Here is an 18,128-nt window from a genome sequence, read left to right on the forward strand (position 1 = left end):
CAAACCGGGTCGCGCGGCGCTCACGCGCGCAGCAGCCCCTCGCGGCCGCCGAGCCAGCGCTCCATCAGCCGGGTCGCGACGTCGGGCGCCTCGCACAGCAGGCGTTCGGCGAGCGTGCGCGCCGGCTCCAGGAGATCGGCGTCGCCCTCCAGGTCGGCGTAGCGCAGCAGCGGCACCCCGCTCTGCCGTGCACCGACGAACTCGCCCGGACCGCGGATGCGCAGGTCCTCGCGCGCGATCGCGAAGCCGTCGCTGTGCTCGTAGATCACCTTCAGGCGCGCGCGGCCCGTCTCCGACAGCGGATGGGCGTAGATCAGGATGCAGGCGGATTCCTTCGTGCCGCGCCCAACGCGCCCGCGCAGCTGGTGCAGTTGCGCGAGGCCGAAGCGCTCGGCGTGCTCGATCACCATCAGGCTCGCGTTGGGGACATCGACGCCGACCTCGATCACCGTCGTCGCGACCAGCAGGTGGATGTCGCCGGCGGCGAAGGCGGCCATCGTCGCGGACTTCTCGTCGGACTTCATGCGCCCATGCACGAGGCCGATCTTCAGCTCGGGCAGCGCCGCGCCGAGCGACTCGAAAGTCTCGACCGCGGTCTTCAGCTGCAGCGCCTCGGATTCCTCGATCAGCGGGCATACCCAGTACGCTTGCGCCCCGCCGAGGCAGGCGTCGCGCACGCGCGCGACGACCTGGTCGCGGCGTGATTCGGCGACGAGCTTGGTGAGGATCGGCGTGCGGCCGGGCGGCAGCTCGTCGAGCACGGTGACGTCGAGGTCGGCGTAGTAGCTCATCGCCAGGGTGCGCGGGATCGGCGTCGCCGACATCATCAGCATGTGCGGGTGCAGCGCGTCGGCGCCCTTCTCGCGCAGCGCGAGGCGCTGGCGCACGCCGAAGCGGTGCTGTTCGTCGACGATCGCGAGGCCCAGGCGCGGCAGCGTCACCGGGTCCTCGATCAGCGCATGCGTGCCGACCGCGAGCAGCACTTCGCCGCTCGCGAGCCGCGCGAGTTCGGCCTCGCGTTCCTTCTTCCGCCGGCTCCCCGACAGCCACGCGATACCGACACCGAGCGGCTCCAGCCATGCGGCGAGCTTCTTCCAGTGCTGCTCGGCGAGGATCTCGGTGGGCGCCATCAGCACCGCCTGGAAGCCATTCCCGGCCGCCTGCAGCATCGCCAGCGCGGCGACGATGGTCTTGCCGCTGCCGACGTCGCCCTGCAGCAGGCGCTGCATCGGGTGCGGCGTCGCGAGGTCGCGGCCGATCTGCGCGACCGCCCGAGCCTGCGCGCCGGTGAGGCTGAACGGCAGTTGCGCGCGCAGCGCGCCGGTGAGCTGGCCGTCATCCCGTAAGATCGGCGCGCGGCGCGTGCGGCGGGCATTGTAGGCGCGGCGCAGCGAGAGCTGCTGGACGAGGAGCTCCTCGAACTTGATGCGCTGCCACGCCGGATGCGCACGGTCTTCCAGCGCGTACGGATCGACGTCGGGCGGCGGCTGGTGCAGCGTGCGCAGCGCGTCCGCGAAAGGCGGCAGCCGCAGCCCGTCGAGCATTGCCGCGGGCAGCAGTTCGGCCATCGGCGGGCGCTGCAGTTCGCGCGCGATGAGCTTGCGCAGCGCCGACTGCGCGAGCCCCGCGGTGGTCGGATAGACCGGCGTGAGCGCCTGCGGCAGCGCCTCGCCCGCTTCGACCGGGTGCACGCGCGGGTGCACCATCTCGTTGCCGAAGAAACCGCCCCGCACTTCGCCGAACACGCGCACCCGGCGGCCCGGCGCGAGCTGTTTCTGCTGCGACGGGTAGAAATTGAGCCAGCGCGCGGTGAGCGTACCGCTCGCGTCGCGGATCTGCGCGACCAGCTGGCGGCGCGGGCGCAGCACGACTTCGCAGGACACGACGTCGCCTTCGACCTGGACCGGCGCACCGGCGCGCGCCGCGGCGATCGGCGTCAGGCGGGTTTCGTCCTCGTAGCGCAGCGGCAGGTGCAGGACGAGGTCCTGCGGCCGGCGGATGTCGAGCTTCGCCAGCCGGCCTGCGAGTTGCGGGCCGATGCCGGCCCAGCCTTGCGTGTCCTTAGCCAAGCACCAGGATGGCGTCGGCCTCGACCACGCCGCCCTTGGGCAGTTCCTTCACGCCGACGGCGGCGCGTGCCGGGAAGGGCTCGGCGAAGTAGCGCGCCATCACTTCATTCACCTTGGCGAAGTTCGCGAGGTCGGTGAGGTAGATCGTCACGCGCACGGCGTCGGCGAGCGAACCGCCGGCCGCTTCGGCAACCGCCTTGAGGTTCTCGAACACGCGCACGGTCTGCGCTTCGAAGCCTTCGACCATCTGCATCGTCGCGGGGTCGAGGCCGATCTGGCCGGAAATGTAGACGGTGTCGCCGACCTTGACGGCCTGCGAATAGGTGCCGATCGCGGCGGGCGCGTTGGGGGTCGAGATGATGCTTCGGCTCATCGTGATACTCCTTTTCTTCTGACTACGGGAAGGCCCGGGTCGCGGGCCAATGAAACGGGGCGCCGACAGAAACAGGCACGCTCAGCCTTCGGCGCGCAGCGTGACGTCGCAGCCCAGGCGGGTGATGATCTTCTGCAGGCCGCGGCGCTCGGCAACGTTGATCACCAGCGGCGCCATGAAGTTCGCGCGCATGCCCGCGGTCGCGGGGCTGCCGGCCTCGCCTGCCTCCTTGCGCACGATCACGGCGACAAAGGCATCGGCGGGGTTGGCGAGCTTCAGTTGCGCGGTTTCCGCGTCGCTGAGGGCGAATTCGTAATTGACGCCCAGGCTGTCCGGCGCGGTGATCGAGAACACGGCTTCAGGGTTGTCCAGGCTCTGCAGCAGGAATAGCGAGGAAGTCGAGTCCTGTTCATGCACCAGCGCGAAGTTCTTGCACGCTTCGAAACCGGGCAGGCCGGCCGGGAACTCGATCACCTTCTCATCGGGGATATCGACGCTGCCGAACACCTGACTTTCGATCTTCATGGAGCTCTCCTGTGATTGATCGGCCCGCGCGCCCGGCGGGTCGCGCGCGAGGCCGGCTGGCCGCGGTTCGGCCATTCCTCCACCGCAAGGGTTACTTGCGCGGAGGCAAGATCATGCCATCCAGCTTGCGTTCGCGGCGAATTTTTTCCTGTTCGGCGAGGGCCGACTGGCGGTCCGGATAGGGGCCGAGCACCACGCGCGCCTGCAGGTGGGCAGGATAGCCCTTGCGCTCGAGTTCGCGGCGCATGCCCTCGGCGTTGCCGGTGTCGAGGAACACGCCGAGCTGGATCAGGTAGCCGGGCCCGGGCGGCGGTTCGGTGTGCAGGCGGGCCGGTGCGGCGGGAGGCAACGGCGCGGCGGCGCCAGGGGCCGGGGGCGTCTCGGCCGCGGGCGGGCTGGCCTGCACCGCGGCGGACGGTGCCGGCGTGGCGGGCGGTGCAGCAGCCGATGCGCCCCCCTGTGCCACGGCGGCCTCGGCGCTACCGGACGCCGGCGCAGGCTCCGCCGGGGCGGGCAGCGGCGCGCCATCGCCCCCGGCCGGCACCGCGTCCGAAGCTTGCGCCACCGCGCCGGATGAGGATTCCGCCGGCGCTGCGGCGACGTCCGCCGGCGGCTCGGCAGTGTGCGTCTCGGCCACCGCGGGGACGGCAACCGCAGCCGGCGATGCGGCAGGCGGCTCCGGCACGGTTTCGTCCTCGCCGACGAGCGCCAGCGACGCCGTCAGCACGAGGGCGGCGACCGCGGCGAGCAAGGCCCGCTGCAGCCCCGCCTTGCGCAAGGCATCGACGCCGGGCGCCGCCCGGTCGCCCGCGGCGCGCGGCGCGCTCACGCGGCCGTCCCGTCGCCGGCCTGGCTGCGGGCGAGCGACTGGACGAGTTCAGCCTCGGCGACGGTGATGCCGCAGCGCTCGGCGATGGTTTCCGCATCCAGCCCGCGGCGTGCGAACACGAGCGCCTCGTTGTATTCGGGCGAAGCGCCGCGCGTCGTGACGCCCGCAGCGGCCTGTTCCTTGTGCGCCCGGACCTGCTCGCGCAGCTCGTCGAGCGCGCGGCGCAGGTCCGCCAGCTCGGTGCGCTGCTGCTCGAGTTCGCGCCGCAACTGGCGGACTTCGAGCTCGTGCTGGAAAGCGTCCGCAACCGGGTTCGCACGCGCCGCCGCGGGCGGCGGAGGGTCGAAGCTGTACAGCTCGCCCGCCTCGTCAGCTTCGCCCTCATCGACCTTGTTCTCGTCGCCCCCCGGCTCGGCAATCGTCGCGCGCGGCGATTCGCCCGGCTCCCCGGTCGATGCGGATGCGGATGGGGATGCGGATGCGGATGCGGATGGGGATGCGGGCGCCCGCGGCACGCGCGCGACGCGATAGAGCTGGTAGCCGATGTAGGCCGCCAGCAACGCGATTGCGGCGAGGATGATTTCACGCAGCCCCATTCGGCCTCGCGAGCGGGACAGGACAACGATGATCGTGCATGACGGAAGCGGCCCCGGATGGGTGCGGCGAAGCAATAGTCGGGGATAATACTGGCGCCCAACTATCCCGACAAATGCAGATGGCCTTCGACTTCGCACTCGCCCTGTTCTGGCTCAAGAAAGCCGTCTCCATCGCGGTGCAGCCGCCGGTCGCGCCACTGCTGCTGATCGCCGCCGGACTGCTGCTGGCGCCGCACCGGCGTCGTGCCGGCTTCGCGCTGGCGTGGGCCGGCGTCGCGGCGACGCTGTTGTTGTCGATGCCGACGAGCGTCGGCTGGCTGCTGGGCGGCCTCGAGGCGACGCCGGTCGTCGATGCGGCCGGGCTGGGCCGGGCACAGGCCATCGTCGTGCTGGGGGCCGGCAAGCGGCGCAATGCGCCGGAATACGGCGGCGAAACGGTCAACCGCCTGGCGCTGGAGCGGCTGCGCTACACGGCCCGTCTGGCGCGCACGACCGGGCTGCCGGTGCTCGTCAGCGGCGGCGCACCGACGGGCAACGTCCCGGAAGCGGCGCTCATGCAGACGGCGCTGGAGGAGGATTTCCGCGTTCCCGTGCGCTGGGTCGAGAATGCCTCGCTCGATACGCAGCAGAATGCCCAGTTCTCGGCCGTGCTCCTGGGGGCCGCGGGCGTGCATCGCATCCTGCTCGTGACCCACGCGGCGCACATGCCGCGGGCGCAGGCGGCATTCGAGGACGCGGGGCTGCAGGTCATCCCGGCACCGACCGCCTGGCTGGGCGGCACGGGCGCGGGCGACCAGGCGCTGGGCGAACTGCCCGGGCCGACCTCCGCCTACGCCGGCTGGTACGCGGTGCATGAATGGCTGGGGCTGCTGGTGTACCGCCTGACGCGGTAAGCGGGAACTGCCCGCCGGGCGCGGGATCACAGCCTTCACGTTTGCGTTTCGATACCCGCTTGCCTATAGAAACTTAGGCGCCACGAAAAGCCGCGGCGGGCCTTGCCGGAGGATGCAATGACGACCGACCGCACGTCCGCCGCACCAACCACTGTCGAAGCGATTGTCGTACCACGCGCGAGCGACCTCGGCGGCGGCTTCAAGGTCCTGCGCACGCTGCCCTCCGCGCAGCGGCGCATGGTCGGCCCTTTCGTATTCCTCGACCAGATGGGCCCGGTGCAGCTCGAAGCCGGCAGCGGTCTCGACGTGCGCCCCCATCCGCACATCGGGCTCGCGACCGTGACCTACCTGTTCGACGGCGAGATCCTGCACCGCGACAGTCTCGGCAGCGTGCAGCCGATCCGCCCCGGCGAACTCAACTGGATGACGGCAGGCAGCGGCATCGTGCATTCCGAGCGCACGCCGCCCGAGCTGCGCGCGGCCGGCCCCCGGGTCTTCGGCCTGCAGGCGTGGGTCGGGCTGCCCGAGCGCGACGAGGGGATGGCACCCGCGTTCGCGCACCACGGCGCGACCGAACTGCCCGTCATCGCCGGACCGGGCGTGCGCATCCGCGTGATCGCCGGGGAGCTCTTCGGCGTGCGCTCGCCGGCCGAAACCCGCTCGCCGCTCTTCTACGCCGACGTCACGCTGGTCGCGCAGCAACGCCTGCACGTCCCGGCCGAACACGAGGAACGGGCGGCCTACGTCGTCGAGGGCGCGGTGCGCATCGACGGGCAGGCCTACCCGCCCGGCCAGTTGCTGGTGTTCGCCCGCGGCGCCGACGTGACGCTTTCGGCGCTGGGGCCGACGCGCCTGATGCTGCTCGGCGGCGAACCGCTCGACGGCCCGCGCTTCGTCTGGTGGAATTTCGTCGCCAGCAGGCGCGAACGCATCGAAGAGGCCAAAGCGGACTGGAGCGCCGACCGCTTCGCACCGGTGCCGGGCGAAACCGAACGCATCCCGCTGCCCTGACAATTCGCAGCCCCACCCCTCGAGGAAACCACGATGAGCTCGATCCTGAACGAAGAAGGACGCGACCTGCTGTTCCGCAATGCCCGCACTCACAACGCCTGGCTCGACAAACCGGTCAGCGACGCGACGCTGCGCGAGCTGTACGACCTGCTGAAATGGGGCCCGACCAGCGTCAATTGCTGCCCGGCGCGCATCGTCTTCCTGCGCACCCCCGAGGCGAAGGCGCGGCTGCTGCCGGCGATGGCGCCGGGCAACCTCGAGAAGACGCGTAGCGCGCCGGTCACCGCGATCATCGGCTACGACGGACGCTTCTACGACATGCTGCCGAAGCTCTTCCCGCATACCGACGCCCGCGCGTGGTTCGTCGATACGCCCGAGCTCGCCGAAGTCACGGCGCGGCGCAACAGCTCGCTGCAGGGCGCCTACTTCATCATGGCCGCGCGCGCGGTCGGCCTGGATTGCGGCCCGATGTCGGGTTTCGACCAGGCCAAGGTCGACCACGAGTTCTTCCCCGCCGCGCCGAAGGACGGCAGCGGGTTCAGCCAGGAGTACTTCCCGGACAGCCACGTGAAGACCAACTTCATCTGCAACCTCGGCTACGGCGACGCGACGAAGCTCCACCCGCGCAGCCCGCGGCTCGCCTTCGACGAGGCCTGCAAGCTGCTCTGAGCACGCCCCGCCCGTCAGGCGCCGCGGAATCCCGGCTTGCGCTTTTCGAGGAAGGCGGTGACGCCTTCGACGAAATCGCCGGTCGCGCTGCAGCGCGCGAAGGCCTCGGCTTCGCTCTGCAGCTGGGATTCGATTTTCGCATCCGGCGACGACGCCAGCAGGCGCTTGATTTCGCCGTAGGCGTGGCGCGCCCCGTGCTGCAGGCGGCCGACCAGGGCCGCGGTTTCGGCGTCGAGTTCCGCCGCGGCGACGACACGATTGACGAGGCTCAGGCGCAAGGCCTCGGCGGCATCGAAGCGCTCGCCCAGCAGCAGCAGTTCGGCCGCCTTGCGCCGACCGACGATGCGCGGCAGGAACCATGACATGCCGCCATCGGCGGACAGGCCGATCGAGGAATAGGCGGTGGTGAACTTTGCGCTGTCGGCGCACAGCGCGAGGTCGCAGCCCAGCATCAGCGACAGGCCGAAACCCGCGCAGGCGCCGCGCACCTTGGCGATCACCGGCTGCGGCAGCGTCTGCAGGATCTCGACCGCGGGGTTGATGTGCTTCTCGATGATCGCGCGGAAGGCCACCATGCGCGCCTGGGCGCTCAGATGGAACTGGGTGGAGAAGTCCTTCAGGTCGCCACCGGCCATGAAATGGTCGCCCGCTCCGGTGATCACCACCACGTCGACGTCGTTGAGGTCGCGCAGCGCGCGCGTGGCGTGCAGGAAGTCTTCCATCATTTCGATGGACAAGGCATTGAGCTGGGCCGGACGGTTCAGCGTGAGCGTGGCGACGCGGTTCTCGACATCCAGCAATACGGTGTTGGCCATGATTCGAAATCTCCCTGATTATGTAATTCGCGTCGCCGACAGGGCGTCGCGGCATTCACCCTTGGCCCGTAGTATGCCTTGGCGGCGGCGCGCGGTCTTTCCGGCCCGGCATGCCAGTCGCGCCGGCCTGCGCTGCAATTCACGCGTGAGCCGAAGATGCCGTCCCCGGATCGGGGAAAATGATCGCCACGCATGCCCCGCCCAGCGCGCTGTCGGCCAGCGATACCCGGGCGCCGTGCAACGCGGCAATTTCCTTCACGATCGCCAGTCCCAGTCCGCTGCCTTCCCCGGTGGACGTGCGGCCGCGAACGAAGCGCTCGAACACGGCGTCACGCTCGTCGCCGTCGATGCCCGGGCCGGAATCCTCGAGACGGACCGTCACCGGCGAAGGGCTTACCGAGATCAGCACCCGGCCGCCCGCCGGCGTGTACCGGATGGCGTTGTCGATGAGGTTGCCCAGCGCTTCGCCCAGCAGGTCCGGCAGCCCCTTGACCGTGATCGTCGTTGCGGCGGACTCGAATTCGAGCTCGATGCCCTTCTCCAGGGCTGCGTCGAGATAAGTCTCCCCCACTTCGCGCGCGAGTGCGGCGAGATCCACGTCGGCCAGCCGCAGGTCGGCCCTGACTTCCGGGTCCAGCCGGCTCAGCGCGAGCAGCTGCTGCACCAGCCTGGCGGTGCGCTGGGTGGTCCCGCCCAGCTCGTGCAGCACCGCGCGCATGCTTTCCGCATCGGGCGCATCCACCGCCCGCGCCAGCCCCAGCCGCAGCCCGGTCAGGGGCGTGCGCAGCTGATGCGCGACCGTGGCGGCGAACTGCCGTTCGCGTTCCAGCATCTTGCGGATGCGATCGAGGAGGTCGTTCAGGGCCGACGCGAACGGCATCAGCTCGCGGGGCATGTCGTCCAGCGGGATCGGTTCGAGTGCGGCGTGCGAACGCTCGTTCCAGCGTGCGGCGATGCGCTCGAGGATGCGCATCGTGCGTCGCACGGTGAATCCGACGATCAGCGCGGCGATGAGCACGAATGCGGCCACCGGCGCCATCGTCAGCAGCAGGTCCTCCTCGGCACGCTCCCGCTTGATCCGCGTCTCGGCCACCAGCACCACGGCCTCGGCACCGCCGGGGCCCGCGACCGCCACGCGGGCCACGCGCACATCCTCGTCCGCAAAGCGGGCGTCATAGGTCCGCCCGTTGTGGCTATAGACCTTCTCGCGCACGCCCTGCCCGGGCACACCGGCTTGCCCGACGAGGTGCTCGCCCCCCTGCGTCACTTCGAAGTACGTCCGGTCGACGACGTCATAGGTGATGAGCGCCTCGGCCTGCCGGGAAAGCTCCACGCTTGCCCGGCCGTCGACGAACTGCACCTGGCCGGCGAGCGATCGCGCCGCATCGAGCAGCCAGCGGTCGAACACGCGCTCCATGAGCTGCTGCGCGGCGTAAGCGCCGAACGCGCCGGTCAGGGCGACGATCACCAGCACCGGCAGCATCAGGCGCAGGTTGAGCTCCCGCTGCAGGCCGGGGGACCGCACCGGATTCACGGCTGCTCCTCCGTTCCGCCGCCGGCGCCGTCCTCGAGCGCGAGCCGGTAGCCGAAGCCGCGAACCGTCCGGATCGCCACGCCGGATCCCGCGAGCCGGCGGCGCAGGCGGGAAATGTAGACTTCCACCGCGCTGTCGCCGACCTCGAGGTTGCGCTCCGCCAACGCATCGGCGAGCGCCCGCTTGGGCACCAGGCGCGGAGAACGCCGCACGAGCAGGCCCAGCACCTCGAATTCGCGCGGCAACAGGTCCAGCGGCTGGCCGTTGAGGAACGCGCACCCCTCCTCCTCCAGCCAGACCAGGGGCCCGTACTGGGCGCCCGCGCCGCCGACGATCCCGCTGCGGCGCTGCAAGGCCTGCATGCGCGCATCGAGTTCTTCCGGCGCGAAGGGCTTGATCAGGTAATCGTCGGCCCCCTGCTGCAAGCCGTCGACCCGGTCCGCGACCTGATCGCGCGCGGTCAGCACCAGCACCGGCGTTTGCCGGTCGCGCCGGCGCAACCGCCCCAGCCATGCGAGCCCGTCGCCGTCCGGCAGTTGCAGGTCGAGCACGATCAGGTCGGCCCCGGCCTCGCCGACCGCGACGTCAGCCTGGGCAAGCGTGCCGCACGTGCGCACCAGCCACCCGCGGGCTTGCCAGCGCAAGGCGAGTTCGCGCGCGATCGTCGCGTCGTCCTCGATCAGGAGCAGTTGCACGACGCGGGTCCCGAACGCCGCGCTGACGCGCCGCAACATCCGGCCGCTTGCAGGCGCGCCCGGCTGATAGGTCTTTGCAAGCTTGGCTGCGTAGCCTGCCCCCGTCGGTCGCGATACCCCGCCGGTTGTTGCATTGCACACGCTGCGGCGCCCGGAGGCTCACGACGATCACGAGGAAAGAACTTGACCATGGATATGAAACGAGATTGGACTGTGGCGGCTTTGCTGGCTGCAGCGGTCGCAGCCGCTGTGGCGATCTGGCTGGTGCGGAGCCACGAGCCGGCCCCCGCCGCGGCAGCCGGGCAGCCGGCGGCGGCGCCGTCGAGCGGCGAACGCGACACCTTGCGCTATGCGGATGACGCTCCGCAACTGGCAATGATCCAGTCGCGCATTATACCTTCGACGCCGCTGCCGCTGTCCGACCCGCTGAGCGCGCGCGTCGCCTACGACGAGGACGTGACGGCGCGCATCAGCACCAGCCTCGCCGGACGCGTCGTGGCGATCAAGGCGGCACCGGGCGACGTCGTGAAGGCCGGTCAGGTGCTGGCGGAAATCGACTCGCCCGACGCCGGCACGGCATATGCCGATCTCGACAAGGCGCGCGCCGACGAGGAGCGCAAGCGCCTGGCAATGGAGCGCGCGCGCGCGCTGACGCCGGGCGAGGGGATCGCGGGCAAGGAGTGGGAGGCCGCCCAGGCCGATTTCGCGCAGGCACGCACGGAGACGGTGCGCGCGGAGCGGCGCCTGAAGAACCTCAACCCGTACGGCCACGCCATCAATGGCCAGCGCATCGCCCTTGCCAGCCCCCTGAGCGGGGTCGTCACGGAACGCACCGCGACCCCGGCGCTGGAAGTCGGACCGGGGATGGCGGCGCCGCTATTCGTCGTCACCGATCGTGCGCACCTGTGGCTGATGATCGACGTGCCGGAAAAGCTGCTCGGACGCATCCGCCCGGGCAGCACCGTCACCGTCGACAGCGACGCTTATCCCGACGAACATTTCACGGCCACGATCGTGCAGCTCGGCCAGACCGTCGATCCCAACACCCGCCGCGCGCTGGCGCGGGCACGCCTCGACAACCCGGCCGGAAAGCTGCTGCCGGAGATGTTCGTGCGCGCCTCCGTGCTCCAGAGCAGCGGAACCGGCGTGCCGGTCCCCAACGGCGCGATCGTGAACCGCGGCAGCCAGACCATCGTCTTCGTGCGCACCGCCCCCGGGGAATTCCGGCGCCGCGCGGTGAAGCTGCTGACCCGCGGCAGCGACTTCAGCTACGTCGGTGAAGGCCTGCGCGGCGACGAGGACGTGGTCACCGCCGGCGCGCTGCTGCTCGACGCCGAACTGGACGCGCGCGCAGGCAACGCACAATGATCGACCGGCTCATCGTTTTCGCGCTGACCCAGCGCGTATTCGTGCTCGTGCTGGTCGCCGCGCTGGTCGGCTTCGGCGGCTATGCGTTGTCGAACCTGCCGATCGAGGCGTTTCCCGACGTGCAGGACGTGCAGGTGCGCGTCATCTCGCAGCTGCCGGGGCAGGCCCCGGAAGACATGGAGCGATTCGTCACCCTGCCGATCGAGCGCGAGGTCTCAGGCACGCCCCGGCTCACCAACGTCCGCTCGGTCACGATGACCGGCCTGTCGGTCGTCACGCTCACCTTCGCGGACGGCACCGACGACTATTTCGCGCGCCAGCAGGTCACGGAGAAGCTGGCGACGGTGACGCTGCCGCCGGGCGTACAGCCGCAACTCGCGCCGCTGTCGACCGCGGTCGGCGAGGTGTATCGCTACACGGTCGAGGCGCCGGATCTGTCGGATGCCGAGATCAGGACCCTCCAGGACTGGACGATACGGCCGGCGCTGCGCATGACGCCGGGCGTCGCCGACATCGTCAGCTTCGGCGGCGCGATCAGGCAATACCAGATCGACGTCGACCCGCTCGCGCTGCGCAAGTACCAGGTCACCCTGGACCAGCTCAGCCAGGCGGTCGGCAACGGCAGCGGCAATGCCGGCGGGGAGCCGCTGCGGCAGGGCGACGCCTCGCTGGTCGTGCGTTCGGCCGGCCTGTTCCACGACGTCGGCGACATCCGCAAGGTGGTCGTCGCGGCACGCCAGGGGCGCACGATCACAGTCGGCGACCTCGCGACGGTACGCGCAGGCGAACGTCCGCGCTTCGGCGTGGTCGGCGCCGACCGGCGCGACAGCATCATCGAAGGCATCGTGTCGATGATCAAGGGCGGGAACCCGGCGAAGATCAACGCGGAACTGAAGGAACGCATCGCGCAACTGCAGACGACCCTGCCGCCGGGAGTGAAGATCGTGCCGATCTACGACCGCACCGAGCTCGTGCACCACACCGTGACGACGGTGGCGGAAAACCTCGTCGTGGGCGCGCTGCTGGTGCTGACCGTGCTGGTGATCTTCCTCTCGAGCTGGCGCGCGGCGCTGATCGTCGCCACGGTGATCCCGCTGGCGCTGCTGTTCGCGTTCATCCTGATGAACGCCGGCGGCGTGTCCGCGAACCTCATCTCGCTCGGCGCCGTCGACTTCGGGATCATCATCGACAGCGCGGTCGTCATCGTCGAGGCGCTGATGGTGCGGCTGGCGCTGCGGGCCCTGCCCGCCGCCAGCGCGGCCGAAGGGCGCAGCCACCGGCTCAACGTCCTGCACCGGACGATGAGCGGCATGTCGCACCCGGTACTCTTCTCCAAGGCCATCATCATCCTGGCCTTCGTGCCGATATTCACCTTCCAGCGCGTGGAGGGGAAGATCTTCACGCCCGTCGCGCTGACGCTCAGTTTCGCACTGCTGGGCGCCGTGCTGCTCACCTTCACGCTGCTGCCGACCCTGCTGTCCTACGTCGTGCAGCGGCGCACGCTGGCCGAGAAACACAAGCCCTGGCTGGACTGGCTGCAGGTGCGCTACCAGCGCGTGACGATTTTCGCGATACGCCGCGGCCGCACTGCGATGTGGCTCTCCGCCCTGCCGGTCGCCGCCGCGCTCCTGCTCGCCCCGGGGCTCGGTAGCGAGTTCCTGCCCAAGCTGGACGAAGGCAACATCTGGCTGACGATCACGCTGCCGACCTCGGCCGCGCTCCAAACCACCAAGCAGATCGAGGGCATCGTCCGTTCGGAGCTCCTCGCGTATCCCGAGGTCACACACGTCATCTCGCACGCCGGGCGCCCCGACGACGGCTCGGACCCCAAGGGCCCGAACAACCTGGAGATCCTGGTCGACCTCAAGCCGCGCAAGGAATGGCGCTTTGCGACCAAGGAGGACCTGGTCGCCAGCATGTCGGACCGCCTGGCGGCGATTCCCGGCATCACGAGCAACTTCTCGCAGGTCATCCAGGACAACGTCGAGGAATCGCTCTCCGGATTCCGCGGCGAGATCGTCGCCAAGATCACAGGCAGCAACCTCGACGTCCTGGAAGAGAAGGCGACCCAGACCGTCGGCGTGATCCAGGGGATCCGCGGCGCCACCGACGTCGACGCCACGCACATCGGCGGGCAGACCGAGGTTGTCGTGACACCCGACCGCACGCGCCTCGCCCGGTACGGCATCACCATCAACGACGTCAATACGCTGGTGAACGAGGCGCTGTCGGGCGCAGGCGTCACCGGCTTCTACGACGGGGACAGGCGCTTCGACGTCGTCGTCCGCGTCGGCGAGAAGGCGCGCGGCAGTGTCGATGCCATCGCCAACCTGCAACTCGCGCTGCCCGGCACGCAGGTCGGCAACGGGCCGGGCACGATCGCGCTGGGCGACGTCGCGACCATCGAGGTGCGGCAGGGCGCATCGCGCATCCTGCGCGAATCGGGCTCGCGCACCGTGATCGTGAAGGTGAACCTGTTGGGCCGCGACCAGGGCAGTTTCGTGGACGAGGCCCGCCGTGCCGTCGCCGAGCAGGTCAAACTGCCGGCCGGCTACGCGCTGACCTGGGGCGGCCAGTTCGAAAACTCGCAACGGGCGGCCAAGCGCCTGATGGTGATCATTCCGCTCACCGTCCTGCTGATCTTCTCCCTGCTGTTCTGGGCCTTCCGCTCCGTCCGGCTGGCGGGACTGGTGCTCGGCATGGTGCCCTTCACGCTGATCGGCGGACTCGCGGCGCTGGGCCTGGCGGGGCTGCACCTGTCGGTGTCGGCCGCGGTCGGCTTCATCGCGGTGGCGGGCATCTCGGTGCAGAACGGCGTGATCATGGTCGAGGAAGTGATGCAGCGGGTGCGCGAGGGCGCGCGGGTCGCCCACGCGATCGTCCAGGGGGCCTCGGTGCGCCTGCGGCCGATCCTGATGACGGCCCTCATGGCCGGCCTGGGGCTGCTCCCGGCCGCGCTGTCGCACGGCATCGGCAGCGAAACCCAACGCCCGTTCGCGTGCGTCATCGTCGGCGGCATCGTCACCGGCACCCTGTTTACGCTCCTGGTGCTCCCGGCCGCGATGGCCCTGTTCGGCAACTTCTCCGACGCCGCCCCCGATCCCGAAGGGACTGCAGGCGAGGCATGAGACGACACATGAAGCATACCCCTGACCGGGCGACGCAACGCCCCCCGATGACGCGACGGAACGGGACTGCCTGGCGGCAGCCGGCGGCGATCGCCGCGGCCGTCGCCATGCTCACCGGATGCGCAGTCGGGCCCGACTATGTCCGGCCGCACCTCCCCGCCTCCGCCGCCTATTCGCCGGCGCCGCTGCCCGCGACCACGCCGGCCACCCCCGTGCCGGGCGGCGCCGCGCAGCACTTCACGGTCGGGCGCGACATCGGCGCGGACTGGTGGACGCTGCTCCAATCGCAGCCACTGGACGCCCTCATCGAAAAGGCCTTCGCGGCCAACCCGTCGATCGAGTCCGCGCAGGCCGCGCTGCGCGCCGCGCACGAGGCCGAGTACGCGCAGCGCGGCCTCTACTTCCCGACGGTTCAGGCCGGCTATACGCCGTCACGCACCAAGGTCGCGGGCAACCTCAGCGGCAGTTCCGCTCCCGGCCCCCAGGGCGACGGGACGATCATCGGCGCCACGCCCGGGGCGCCGGTCATCTTCGACTTCCACACGGCCCAGCTGACGGTCGGCTTCGTCCCGGACGTGTTCGGCGGCAACCGCCGCCAGGTCGAGGCGCTCGCGGCGCAGGCGACGGTCCAGCAATTCCAGCTCGAAGCGACCTACGTCACGCTCGCGTCGAACATCGCGGCCGCGGCCATCCAGGATGCCTTGCTGCGGCGGCAGATCGCCATCACCCGGGAGATCGTCGACGCCGACACGGCCGCCGCGGACGTGGTGCGCCGCCAGCACCAGGCGGGCTACGTATCGCGCCTGGACCTCGCCGCCCAGGAAAACGCCCTCGCCCAGGCCCGGCAGGCATTGCCGCCGCTACAGAAGCAGCTGGAACAGAATCGCGACCTGTTGCGGGCCCTGTCGGGCGCCGCACAGGACACCGAAGTGCCCGCCTTCGACCTCGACGCCCTGCAACTGCCGGACGAGTTGCCGCTGAGCCTGCCCTCACGGCTCGTCGAACAACGGCCGGACGTGCGCGCGGCGGAGGAGCAGTTGCACGCTGCCAGCGCCCAGATCGGCGTCGCACGGGCCAACCGGCTGCCGCAATTCTCGATCAACGGGACGGCCGGCGGCGCGGCGGCCCACTTCGACCAGATGTTCCGGAACAGCGGCCAGTTCTTCAATCTCGCGCTCAACATCACCCAGCCGCTGTTCGACGGCGGCACGCTGATGCACCGCGAACGGGCCGCGACCGAAACCTTCCGCCAGGCGGCCGCGCAGTATCGCTCGACCGTCATCACCGCGTTCCAGAACGTCGCGGACACGCTGCATGCGATCCACACCGACGCCGCGGCAATGCAGGCGGCAGCGGAGGTCGCGGAGACCTCGCGCACCCAACTGGAGCTGATCCGGCGCCAGCACAGCCACGGCTATCTCGACCGCCTGGCGCTCATCACTGCGGAACAGGCCTGGCGACAATCGCGGCTGAACCTCGCACAAACCCAGGCGAACCGCATGAACGACACCGTGGCGCTCTTCGTCTCCCTGGGCGGCGGCTGGTGGCATCGCACCACCGACGATGTCGCCCGCGTCGAGGGCACGGAGCCCTGACGGCGCGATCGCGAACGCCGAGCGGCGCTGCAAACCGGTGTCCGCAGGCTGCCCGGCCAACCCCCGTCCGCCTTCGACCAGACGACCCGAATTCGAAAGGAGGCATCCCGTGAACAGAATGCTGATGTTGTGCGCACTGCCCCTCGCCCTGTCCGCGTGCAGCACCGTGCGGGACCTGCCGCCCGGTTACATGATGGGCGCCGACGCCACCGAGGGCCTCGCGATCGTCTCGCTGACCCTGTCCGGCAAGGATCTGCGGCGGATATCCAGTCTCGAATACCGCGTGCGGGAAGTCGCAGAGGCCAACACCGGGGAGATGAACAGCAACCAGCGGTTCGGCTCCGTGCGGCAGTTCGCACGCTGGGTCCAGGACAAGGACTTGCACGGTCCGGCCGGCGGCGACCGGACGCTCGTCGTCAAGGCCCCGTTCACGGCGGAACCCCTCGATGTCGTGGAATCCGGCAGCCCGCGCGGACGCGTCGCCGTCCTGCGCCTGCCGGCCGGAGACTACGAGCTCTATGACTGGAAGATGGTGGTTCCCGACGAATATGGCGGCAACGAGTTCAGTCCGAAACGGGCCGTCACCATGCGCTTCAGGGTCGAAGCCGGTCGTGCCAGCTATCTCGGCGACGTGGATCTGCACGTCACCGACCGGGATAGCTACAACATCACCATCGAGGACAAGGCGCAGCGCGACCTCGCCCTGCTCGCGAAGAAACTGCCGTCGATCCACACGGAGGGCATCGTCTCGCGCCTGCTGACCGCGGTGCGGCTGTGAAATGCCTGCGGGGAGGGAGGGGCGATCACACGCGCTCGAACACGCCCGCAGCCCCCATGCCGGTGCCGATGCACATCGAGATCATGCCGTAGCGCAGGTTCGCGTCGCGGCGCATCGCGCTCATCAGCGTCGCGGTGCGGATCGCGCCGGTCGCGCCGAGCGGATGGCCCAGCGCGATCGCGCCGCCGAGCGGGTTGACCTTCGCCGGGTCGAGCCCGAGCTGCCCGATCACCGCGAGCGCCTGCGCCGCGAAGGCTTCGTTGAGCTCGATCCAGTCGAGCTCGTCCTGGGCAATGCCGCCTGCCGCGAGCGCGCGCGGGATCGCCTCGACCGGGCCGATGCCCATCACCTGCGGCGGCACGCCGGCGACCGCGTAGCTGACGAAGCGCGCGATCGGCGTCACGCCGTGGCGCTTGACCGCCGCCTCGCTCATCAGCAGCACCGCACCGGCGCCGTCGGACATCTGCGAGCTGTTGCCCGCGGTGACCGAACCGCGCGCGGCGAACACCGGCTTGAGCTTCGCGAGCGCTTCCAGCGAGGCGTCCGCGCGCGGCCCCTCGTCGGTGTCGGCGACGCGCTCGACGACGCGCACCGCGCCGCCCTCGCCCGGCACATGGGTGCGCACGGGGTAGGGCGTGATCTCGTCGCGGAAGAGGCCCGCCGCGATCGCCGCGCTGGCACGCTGGTTCGAGTGCAGCGCGAAGCGGTCCTGATCCTCGCGCCCGACTTTCCACTGCTGCGCGACCATCTCGGCGGTGAGGCCCATGCCGTAGGCGATGCCGATGTTCTCGTGCTTCGCGAACACGGCCGGGTTGAGGCTCACCTTGTTGCCCATGATCTGCGGCATCGCGCTCATCGACTCGGTGCCCGCCGCGATCATCACGTCCGCCTCGCCGAGGCGGATGCGCGCCGCGGCGTCCGCGACCGCCTGCAGGCCGGAGGAACAGAAACGGTTGATCGTGATCCCCGGCACCGTGTCCGGCAGGCCCGCCAGCAGCAGGCCGATGCGCGCGACGTTCATGCCCTGCTCGGCTTCCGGCATCGCGCAACCGACGATCACGTCGCTGATCTCCCTCGCGTCGAGCCCCGGCACCTTCGCCACCGCCGCTGCCAGCACGTGCGCGAGCATGTCGTCCGGGCGCACGCTGCGGAACATGCCGTTCCTCTTGGCGACCGGCGTGCGCGTCGCGGCGACGATGTAGGCTTCCTGAATCTGTCTGCTCATGTCGTTTTCCCCATCCGTTTCCGAG

16 protein-coding genes are annotated in these 18,128 nt (G+C 70.2%); 7 read left to right on the top strand and 9 right to left on the bottom strand.

Annotation, left to right across the window (positions count from 1 at the left end; translation table 11 throughout):
• Nucleotides 1–20: 20 nt before the first annotated feature.
• The 5 genes from recG to CDA09_RS20480 all read right to left on the bottom strand — a co-directional run bounded on the left by recG (nucleotide 21) and on the right by CDA09_RS20480 (nucleotide 4,392).
• Nucleotides 21–2,069 carry an ATP-dependent DNA helicase RecG gene (recG, locus tag CDA09_RS20460; RefSeq protein WP_121430330.1) on the bottom strand — a complete coding sequence of 683 codons (2,049 nt, stop codon included), beginning with the start codon at nucleotides 2,067–2,069 and terminating at the stop codon, nucleotides 21–23.
• Nucleotides 2,062–2,442 (bottom strand): deaminase RidA, encoded by a 381-nt coding sequence (gene ridA / locus CDA09_RS20465; protein WP_121430331.1) that lies wholly within the window; start codon nucleotides 2,440–2,442, stop codon nucleotides 2,062–2,064. The genes recG and ridA overlap by 8 nt, the downstream gene beginning before the upstream one ends.
• Before the next feature lie 81 nt (nucleotides 2,443–2,523).
• Nucleotides 2,524–2,967, bottom strand: coding sequence for a flagellar assembly protein FliW (fliW, locus tag CDA09_RS20470; protein ID WP_121430332.1), 444 nt, complete (start codon nucleotides 2,965–2,967; stop codon nucleotides 2,524–2,526).
• Between the two features lie 91 nt (nucleotides 2,968–3,058).
• On the bottom strand, nucleotides 3,059–3,796 hold the full coding sequence (locus CDA09_RS20475) for an SPOR domain-containing protein (protein WP_121430333.1): 738 nt from the start codon (nucleotides 3,794–3,796) through the stop codon (nucleotides 3,059–3,061).
• On the bottom strand, nucleotides 3,793–4,392 hold the full coding sequence (locus CDA09_RS20480) for a DUF2802 domain-containing protein (RefSeq protein WP_121430334.1): 600 nt from the start codon (nucleotides 4,390–4,392) through the stop codon (nucleotides 3,793–3,795). Before CDA09_RS20480 ends, CDA09_RS20475 begins: the two co-directional genes overlap by 4 nt.
• Before the next feature lie 119 nt (nucleotides 4,393–4,511).
• On the opposite strand from CDA09_RS20480, the gene CDA09_RS20485 reads away from it, so the two are divergent.
• The 3 genes from CDA09_RS20485 (at nucleotide 4,512) to CDA09_RS20495 (ending at nucleotide 6,965) form a co-directional block, all read left to right on the top strand.
• Nucleotides 4,512–5,285 (top strand): YdcF family protein, encoded by a 774-nt coding sequence (locus CDA09_RS20485; protein ID WP_164844449.1) that lies wholly within the window; start codon nucleotides 4,512–4,514, stop codon nucleotides 5,283–5,285.
• Nucleotides 5,286–5,402: 117 nt separating this feature from the next.
• Entirely contained in the window at nucleotides 5,403–6,296 is an 894-nt protein-coding gene (locus tag CDA09_RS20490) for a pirin family protein (RefSeq protein ID WP_121430336.1), read from the top strand.
• 33 nt (nucleotides 6,297–6,329) lie between these two features.
• Entirely contained in the window at nucleotides 6,330–6,965 is a 636-nt protein-coding gene (locus CDA09_RS20495) for a malonic semialdehyde reductase (RefSeq protein WP_121430337.1), read from the top strand.
• A gap of 14 nt (nucleotides 6,966–6,979) precedes the next feature.
• Here the strand turns inward: CDA09_RS20495 and CDA09_RS20500 are convergent, their stop codons facing one another.
• The 3 genes from CDA09_RS20500 to CDA09_RS20510 all read right to left on the bottom strand — a co-directional run bounded on the left by CDA09_RS20500 (nucleotide 6,980) and on the right by CDA09_RS20510 (nucleotide 10,009).
• Entirely contained in the window at nucleotides 6,980–7,780 is an 801-nt protein-coding gene (locus tag CDA09_RS20500) for an enoyl-CoA hydratase/isomerase family protein (protein ID WP_121430338.1), read from the bottom strand.
• 139 nt (nucleotides 7,781–7,919) lie between these two features.
• Nucleotides 7,920–9,314, bottom strand: a complete 1,395-nt coding sequence (locus CDA09_RS20505) for a sensor histidine kinase (protein ID WP_121430339.1) — start codon at nucleotides 9,312–9,314, stop codon at nucleotides 7,920–7,922.
• Nucleotides 9,311–10,009: a response regulator transcription factor gene (locus CDA09_RS20510; protein ID WP_121430962.1), complete on the bottom strand. Its 699-nt coding sequence runs from the start codon at nucleotides 10,007–10,009 to the stop codon at nucleotides 9,311–9,313. Before CDA09_RS20510 ends, CDA09_RS20505 begins: the two co-directional genes overlap by 4 nt.
• 189 nt (nucleotides 10,010–10,198) lie before the next feature.
• Here CDA09_RS20510 and CDA09_RS20515 point away from each other — a divergent pair, with 189 nt between their 5' ends.
• The 4 genes from CDA09_RS20515 (at nucleotide 10,199) to CDA09_RS20530 (ending at nucleotide 16,878) form a co-directional block, all read left to right on the top strand.
• A complete protein-coding gene (locus tag CDA09_RS20515; protein WP_217351264.1) occupies nucleotides 10,199–11,377 on the top strand; it encodes an efflux RND transporter periplasmic adaptor subunit in 1,179 nt (392 codons plus the stop codon).
• Complete coding sequence (locus CDA09_RS20520) at nucleotides 11,374–14,505, top strand: efflux RND transporter permease subunit (RefSeq protein ID WP_121430340.1); 3,132 nt, start codon at nucleotides 11,374–11,376, stop codon at nucleotides 14,503–14,505. Before CDA09_RS20515 ends, CDA09_RS20520 begins: the two co-directional genes overlap by 4 nt.
• An 8-nt stretch (nucleotides 14,506–14,513) precedes the next feature.
• A complete protein-coding gene (locus CDA09_RS20525; RefSeq protein ID WP_217351265.1) occupies nucleotides 14,514–16,100 on the top strand; it encodes an efflux transporter outer membrane subunit in 1,587 nt (528 codons plus the stop codon).
• A 109-nt stretch (nucleotides 16,101–16,209) separates the two neighbouring features.
• The gene (locus CDA09_RS20530) at nucleotides 16,210–16,878 is read left to right on the top strand and encodes a hypothetical protein (RefSeq protein ID WP_128106586.1); all 669 of its coding nucleotides are present in this window, start codon (nucleotides 16,210–16,212) and stop codon (nucleotides 16,876–16,878) included.
• Nucleotides 16,879–16,903: 25 nt separating this feature from the next.
• Here CDA09_RS20530 and CDA09_RS20535 read toward each other — a convergent pair whose 3' ends face one another.
• The gene (locus tag CDA09_RS20535) at nucleotides 16,904–18,103 is read right to left on the bottom strand and encodes an acetyl-CoA C-acyltransferase (RefSeq protein WP_121430343.1); all 1,200 of its coding nucleotides are present in this window, start codon (nucleotides 18,101–18,103) and stop codon (nucleotides 16,904–16,906) included.
• Between the last annotated feature and the right edge of the window lie 25 nt (nucleotides 18,104–18,128).

This window comes from Azoarcus sp. DN11, from assembly GCF_003628555.1.
GTDB lineage: Bacteria > Pseudomonadota > Gammaproteobacteria > Burkholderiales > Rhodocyclaceae > Aromatoleum.